General features: G+C 26.7%; 3 protein-coding genes and 3 tRNA genes (1 of these 6 only partly in view). All 6 read right to left on the reverse strand.

Features of this window, described 5'->3' with window-relative positions; translation table 11 throughout:
* Window positions 1-42: 42 nt before the first annotated feature.
* Complete coding sequence (gene addA, locus L3B98_RS21115) at window positions 43-3,774, reverse strand: helicase-exonuclease AddAB subunit AddA (protein WP_238918129.1); 3,732 nt, start codon at window positions 3,772-3,774, stop codon at window positions 43-45.
* An 81-nt stretch (window positions 3,775-3,855) separates the two neighbouring features.
* Window positions 3,856-7,332, reverse strand: a complete 3,477-nt coding sequence (gene addB, locus L3B98_RS21120; protein WP_238918130.1) for a helicase-exonuclease AddAB subunit AddB — start codon at window positions 7,330-7,332, stop codon at window positions 3,856-3,858.
* Window positions 7,333-7,351: 19 nt separating this feature from the next.
* Entirely contained in the window at window positions 7,352-7,846 is a 495-nt protein-coding gene (locus tag L3B98_RS21125) for a GNAT family protein (RefSeq protein ID WP_238918131.1), read from the reverse strand.
* Between the two features lie 181 nt (window positions 7,847-8,027).
* A tRNA-Ser gene (locus L3B98_RS21130) sits at window positions 8,028-8,118 on the reverse strand.
* Window positions 8,119-8,141: 23 nt separating this feature from the next.
* Window positions 8,142-8,232, reverse strand: a tRNA-Ser gene (locus tag L3B98_RS21135).
* Window positions 8,233-8,462: 230 nt separating this feature from the next.
* Window positions 8,463-8,535, reverse strand: a tRNA-Ser gene (locus L3B98_RS21140); it runs 118 nt beyond the window's last position.

The raw sequence follows: 8,535 nt of genomic DNA on the forward strand, positions 1-8,535 counted from the left end.
TATAAAAAATTATTAATAACCTATTTTTAGTGAACATAATGATTATACTATTTCAATTTCCTTCTCCAATGAAAATGAATATAAATATTTATATTTTACACTTTTACCAGTCATTTTAAATATTGCATTGCTATAATAATCTAATTGCTTTTTATATTTTTCCTTAAATTCCTCTTCTTCACCTTGTTTTAAATAGTCAGTTTTATAATCCAATAATATCATATCCCCATTATATTCAAAAAAGCAATCAATTATTCCCTGCAATCTAATCGTTTCATCCCTATATTTATAATTTAGTGATTTATCTACCTCCAAACTACTTATCTCAGTATAAAAAGGTATCTCTCTATAAATTTTATTTCCTTGTTTATTTAATTCTAGAATTTTTCTTCCTAAGTTGGATTTAAAGAAATTTAATATTTTATATGGATTAATAGTTTTTAATTCTTCAATAAGTAAAAGTTCATCTTCTACTAATTCTTGTAATTGTTCCTTAATATCTTGTATTGATGAAACTTTATTTAAGTTAATCTTCTTCATTACAAAATGAACTGCTGTACCTTTTTCTGCTGAAGTTAATCCCTTCTTTTCTTGAAGAAATCTTGGAGTAATCATAACTTTTTCCTTATATACATTTTCACTATTATAATTTATCTCTTCATTTCTTCTTTTTAAATCTGAAACAGAAATATTACTTTTAATAATAGTTGACGATTTAAATGGATATTCATAAGATAATATCTTATTTATTTCTTCAGTAATATTTTTATCTAATAAACTTCTAGATATTATTCTTTGTTCACTGTTATCTTCATTTTCTGTATTTTCAGTATTTATATCATTAATCAATTCATTTTTATTCCATAAATTAATTTTCCAATTAGATGTATCATTTTTATACATTTCCTTTAAGGTTCCAACAACTTCCCAGAGAGCGACACCATCTCTATGATGGCATAATGCCATTCCAATCCAGTCCATATAGGATCTTCCTTTTAAAACTTCTGATGGTAAAATCCGATTATATTCTAAAGATGCAGAACTTAACCATTTATCTATAGATTTTTCAATATTTGAAACTGTACCTGTCATTATTAATTTTTCTTTTGCTCTAGTAAAAGCAACATATAATATTCTCATCTCTTCAGACAATGTTTCAATCTTCATTTTCTTTTTTATTGATTCCTTTGCTAATGTACTAATACTAAATCTCTTTTCTAAATCTACAAAATCTGGACCAAATCCTAATTCATCATGATACATCATATTCTTATTTAAATCCATTAGATTAAAGTTCTTTCCAGCTCCACATAAGAATACTACTGGGAATTCCAATCCTTTACTTTTATGAATACTCATAATTCTTACTACATCTTCATTTTCGCCCAATACTTTAGCACTTCCCATATCTCCTGATGATTTAGTAAGTTTATTTACAAAATTTATAAAATTGAACAAACCTTTGAAACTTGTTCTTTCAAATTGTTTTGCTCTTTGAAATAATATCTTTAAATTCGCTTGTCTAAGAATTCCATTTGGCATAGCTCCTATATATCCATAATATGCTGTATCCATATATAAATACCATATAAATTCATCAATTGCCATATATATTGACTTATTTCTCCACTGCTCAATCTTATCAATTAAATATTTACATTTGCTAATTAATTCTTTCGAATAAGGCAACTCATTAGCTTTTTCAATTTCATTATTTACATATTTAATATTTTCATAAAAATAGCAATCTTTATTTATAAGTCGAATATCACTTATTTCCTCTGTAGAAAACCCCATAATTGGAGATCTCATTAAAGCTATCATTGGGATATCCTGCAAAGGATTATCAATCACTTTTAGAAGGGAAATTATCGTTCTAATCTCAATTGATTCAAAATAACCTGTTCCTGTATCTGCATATGCTGGTATTCCTTCTGCACCTAACTCATCAAGCATGCTTTCAGACCAATTCTTTGTTGCCCTAAGAAGAATTACTATATCTTTATATTTTAATGGTCTATATTCTCCTGTTTCCTTATCTAAAACCTTAAAAACATTCTCAACACTTTGAGACATTAATTCCTTAATTCTTCTCGCAACAATTCTTCCCTCTAAAATAACATTGTTTATTTCTTCATGCTCTTCAATATCTTCTTCTATTAATTCTTCAGATTGCTTATTTACTATATTAAGCTCTATCGCCCCACCAACAATCATATTATTATTTTTTTCTTTAAAATTTGCACCTAAATTTAATGCTTCCTCATCTGAATATTCAAGTTCTCCAACAGTTTCAGACATTACTTCTTTGAAAATATAATTAACTCCATCAATAACTTCTTTTCTACTTCTAAAGTTTTTAAATAATTGAATTTTTCTATTTCTACCTTGATCTAATTGATAGTTATTATATTTTTCAATAAACAGCTCAGGTTTTGCCTGCCTAAATCTATATATACTTTGTTTTACATCACCAACCATAAATACATTAGGATTTTTATTCTCTTTCCTAGAAACTAAATTTATGATAGTTTCTTGTACATTATTTGAGTCTTGATATTCATCAACAAGAATTTCTTCAAAGTATTCTTTAAATCCAATAGCAACATTGGAAGGAACTATATTTTTTTCTTCATCATAATCAATTAAAATCTGTAAACATAAGTGTTCTAAATCATTAAAATCTAGTAAATTTCTCTCTCTCTTTTTATTACTAAATTTTTTATCAAATTGCAAAACAATGCTCGATAGTTTTTTTATATATGGATATGCGCCTCTAATATTACTTATCATTTGCTCTGGTGTTACTGAAAATGTATTATTAATTAATTCTGTTATTTTCTTTTTAATATCATCCCGTATTTTTTTTACAGTACTTTGTGCTATCTCATCAGAAATTTCACTCTTTTTAATAGTCTTTAATCTATTAAAACTTATTGCTGATAGTGCTTTATACATTTCATCTAATCCATTTTCAACTGATTCATAAGCATTTTTTATATAACTTAGTTCACTTTCAAAATTCTCTCTATATGCTTCTAATTCTTCAGTTTCAGTAATTATTTCAATGGCCTTTTCCATCGCCTTTATATATCCACTTATTTCAATCTTAATGCTTTTAGATAACACATTAACCCATTTAGTTTTATTTAATTCCTCTAATGAACTGATATTAAAAGCTTCTGCATTATCTTTAAGCCATTTTTCTGGCCATGGACCAGACATAATAAAACTATGTAAATCTAGAACTAAATCTTTTAAATTCTCATCATTTTTATAACTACTGAAAGCCTCAATTAAGTTAATAAATTCTTGATCCTCTTCATCATATTTTTCTTCAAAAAGCTCTTCTATTACTTCTGATTTTATTAATATTATCTCTGTTTGATCACCTATCCTAAATGATGGATCCAAATCAACCTTATGAAAATTATTTTTAATTACATCTAAACAAAATGAGTGCATAGTAGTAATATTAGCTCTATTTAATAAAGTTAATTGTTTTTGTAAATTTTTTGAGTTTGGATTTTTTTCTAATTCCTTTGATATAGCATCAGCTATTCTTTCTTTCATTTCTGCTGCTGCTGCATTAGTAAATGTAACTACTAATAATTTATCTATATCAACTGGATTTTCTTCATTAGTTATTATTTTTATAATTCTTTCTACTAGAACAGCGGTTTTACCAGATCCAGCTGCTGCTGCAACTAATAAGTTACAATTTCTAGTTTTAATTGCACTTAGCTGCTCATTAGTCCATTTTGTTTCTCCCATATATTAATCTCTCCTACTTCTAATTAAAATAATCCAAACTATAATAGAAACTGTTTCACACTATTCTTTATTATCATTAACTTAAATTAAATCATCTGAATTTTCTTCTTCACTCAAGCCATTTATATCCTTCTTTATATTTTTCCAAATATCATTTGTTGCTTTTTTTGTTATTACATTATACTTGTTATCTTTTATAGTTGTATCAAATTGACATATAGATGAAAAATCACAATACTCACAATGAGTTTTATTAGCTCTTTTAGTTGGCTGTATTTTTATTTCACCACTTAACATTTCTTCACATAATTCAACCATCTTTTTATTAACATATTCTCTAAGCAATGTAAATTCCTCTTCAGTAATAACATCACTATTAGACTTAAATTCTCCATCAGTCTTAAATGCAGCTGGTATAATTAACGAGTAACCATCAATGTCTTTATCCATTGCCCTAACTACTCTAGCATCTTTTAAAATTAAACCTTTTAATTTTAAATTATTTAACACCTCTTTTTCAATTTCCTCTAATTCCATTTCCCTATTGTTTTTTATTATAGGATCATCTATTTTAAAATATAATATAGCTCCTGGTTTTGCTTGTTTATTCAAAATATATTTAGAGTTTCTAATAAGTGCATCTAAATATACTAATAACTGCATCTGTAGACCATAATAGAGTTCATTTAACTCAAATTTTTTGCTTCCAGTTTTATAATCTATAACTCTAATATACGTTTCTCCATCTAAATCTAACGTATCTATCCTATCAATTCTACCTTGAAGATATACCTTTTCATCAGAACTTAGATCTAAAGTTATAGCTTCCCCAGAATTATAATCTCCAAATTTAAATTCAGTCTTAAATACTTCAAACTCACCTTTTCCTATTTGGTTTGCTATAACTGAAACTGATTTAGATATTACTCTCTTAAACCTTTTAGTTAAATATTTAAATTTATTTGTACTATTTAATATTGAATTACTTTCTGAATTTAATTTTTTATCAATAATATTAGATACTATTTCTTTACATTTTTCATTATTTAATTCTGACCATAATATACCTTCTTCTTTAACTTTATTAGTAAAAGAATCTAACATTTCATGAACAAATGATCCTAGATCTGGAGGTGCAAATTCATATATTTTTCTATTTTTCGCTTTTAGCCCATATTGAACAAAATAAGAAAAAGGACATTCAGCATATTTTTCTAATCGTGAAACACTAAATACTAGTTTCCCCATATCATTTTGATAAAGCTCTCTAAGCTTCTTTTTAGCAACTCTATCACCTACATTTGAATATGTAAGTCCCTTAAAAATATTTTCAACCTTCTCTTTATATTTCTGATTTTCTTTAAACCAATTATAAACTTCTGGCCAATAAGCTTCTATATCTTCTTTATCAAAATCTCTCCTTACAGCAACTATGAGTTCATTGAACGTTGGGATAGGAGATATAACCTTTGCAAATTTATTTCTTGTGTTATCTAAGTTATAGATTGAACTCTCTTCTATTAGCTTAGGAAATATCTTCTTTGTTCTATGTATGACTGTTGATGGTCTTAAAGATTTGCCTTCAAAATCAGCCATTGGGTATGATAATATTAGGCGCTCACTGCTTATTGTTAATGCTGTGTATAATATATATTGCTCTTCAAACACCTTATTTCTTGTCGTTGAAGCTAAATTTATTCCGACTTCACTTAATATTTCTCTATCTCTATCAGATAATAATCCTTCATCCTTTTTAGCAGCAGGAAATACACCATCATTAACTCCAACTATATAAAGTACTTTCACTTCTCTTCCTTTGATTCTTGCTACATCTCCAATATTTACTTGATCTAATGCAATTGGTATAACTCCTATTTCTTCATTTTCAAATCCTGAATTTAATATTTTAAAAAACTCAAAATAATCTATTATCTCTTCTCCAATTACGTCAACTGCTTGATCTAATATATCTATAACTATACTTTGAACTTGACTATATTCTTTAACCTTATCTTCTAGCTCTATTTCCTCAAAATTTTTAATCCATTGATCTATTCTTTCAAATGCATTTATATCAATTAAAAATTCATAAATAGCTGCGCACATATCTTTAACTTTATGCTTTCCATTTATTTTATTATGAAATATAATGAGAGGCCTTCTTATTTCCTCCATAACTTCAGCAATTGATATTTGTTCATTCGTTATATCTTCATTATTATTAAACCATTTTTCAGAAATTATTTCGTCCACGGTCCATTTGTATCCTTTAATCCCGTGCTCCAATATAAAGTTTTCTAAAATATCTATATATGAACTATCAATCCCTGTTAACCCACTTTTCAAATATTTAAATACGCTCTCATAAGACCAATTTTTAGATAAAATTTCAAAAGAAGAACTTATAAGTATAATTAGAGGGTTACTTAATAACTGAATTTTCTTATCCAAAAAATATGGTATATCATAATCTTTAAAAATTACAGCAGTTATTTTTTCATAATCCTCTATATTTCTGCATACAACAGATATATCTTTATACCTATATCCTTTATTTCTAACAAGTTCTGTGATGCTTTTAGCAACTCTCTCGACTTCATCATAAATATTATTTGCCTTGTAAAGTTCTATGCTATTACATTTTTCAAAATACTTATTAAATGGATAATTAAAAAAGTATTTTTCTATATGACAAAGCTCACTGTTATGTTTAAATCTATATGGCATAGAACTGTTTAGATAAATAGGTTTATCATAAGCTATATTATTTTCGCTCATTATTTTTAATATCTTATTTTCTGTATTTTTTGTTACATTAAATATATTAGTTACATCTTTATCATTATCTTTGAGTGGTTGAGCATCCATACAGAGAGTTATATTAACTCTTTTACATCGCTTAGCTAATAATTTTAATATTTCTAACTGTTGGGGAGTAAAAGTAGTAAATTCATCAACCCATACTTCCGAATCAACATAAGCATTACATTTCAATAATTTTTCACTTAATAACGTTAGTTCATCATCTCCATCAATATAATTTTCATGCATTTTCAAATTGAAAGCTTCATAAATTACATCTAATTCTTTAAGTTTTTTTATCAATTCAACATTATCTATATTCTTATCTATTTCTTGAAAACTTTGTGGATTTATATTATATTTTTTAAATTCAGAAATTACTTCTGATATGATTCCATAGAATCCTTGCTCTTTAGATATTTTTTTAAAATAAGTTAAATTATCCATATTTTCATTTAGTACACGGTGAATTAACATGTTCTTTCCAGACTCTTTTATTATTTCTTTAACACGTCCTCCATATTCTTCAAAAACTTCACGAGTCATTTTCTTGAAACTCAGCACTTCCGTTCTTAAAAAAGCCTTTTCTCCAATTGAATGTAAAATTTTATTTTCAGTTGTAAATGTATATTGTTCTGGTACTAATAAAATTAATTTGTTTTCAAAATTTTCTCCATATATGTTTTCTTTTATTTCATTAATACAAAATCTGCTTTTACCTGTTCCTGCTCTTCCATAAATAAATCTTATGCTCATATACATTTTCCCTCACATATTAATTATAGTTTGTATCATCTCTAAATATCTCCATAATTATAGTATCCATATATTCACCATCTATATAAATACTATTCTTTTTTATTCTACCTTCAACAAATCCGCATTTTATATAACAATTTATCGCTCTTAAATTATTTTTAATAACTTCTAATTCAACCTTTATAGCATTTAATTCACCAAATAAGTATCGTAATAATGTTTTTATAGAATCTTGCCCATATCCACTTCCCCAATAACTACTTCCAATCGTTATGCCAATAGAATATATCAATTTATCATAAATTTCTTTATACGTTATAAAACCAATTAAAATGTCATTTTCATTAATTATACTAAAAGCTTTTCTTAAATTTATTTCTTCACTGTTATCTTGTATATTATTATGTTTTATATTAAATTTTCTTACATTTTCCTCATTAGATATCTTATATAACATTCCAATATCTTCTTGTTCCAATAGCCTCAAAGATACTTTATAACCTTTAAGCATATTCCACCTTCTTAAGCTAATTAATATATCATCCTATTCTCTTATTATAATATACTAAATGCTATTTCTCTTTCAAAATAATAATTAATTTAAATTTATTATATAATTTAAAATTAATTATTTGTAGGCGCCTTTTTACACTAGAACATAAAAAAAACACCTAACATAATGTTAGATGTTTTGGCGGAGGATCCGGGATTTGAACCCGGGCGCCAGTTACCCGACCTACGCCCTTAGCAGGGGCGCCTCTTCAGCCACTTGAGTAATCCTCCATGTGCCCTACATATTTAAAATATGGCGGAAAGATAGGGATTCGAACCCTAGGTACGCTCACACGCACGCCGGTTTTCAAGACCGGTGCCTTAAACCAACTCGACCATCTTTCCGTAACTCACAAAAACTATTATATCAACCAAATTTACTATTGTCAACAATTTATTATAATTAATTTGGTTTTACTACACATTAATCTTTTATCCTAAGTAAAATCAAAATGCATTTTTGAAAATATTAATTACTTGAACTTATATCTTATCTATCCAACCTATATCATTAAAATGATTAGATCCTTAACCACTTTTATAACATCTAATAAAAATATTTTTAGACAAAAAAATGGCGGAAAGATAGGGATTCGAACCCTAGGTACGCTCACACGCACGCCGGTTTTCAAGACCGGTGCCTTAAAC

The organism is Clostridium sp. YIM B02555 (assembly GCF_022320955.1).
Lineage (GTDB): Bacteria > Bacillota > Clostridia > Clostridiales > Clostridiaceae > Clostridium > Clostridium saccharoperbutylacetonicum.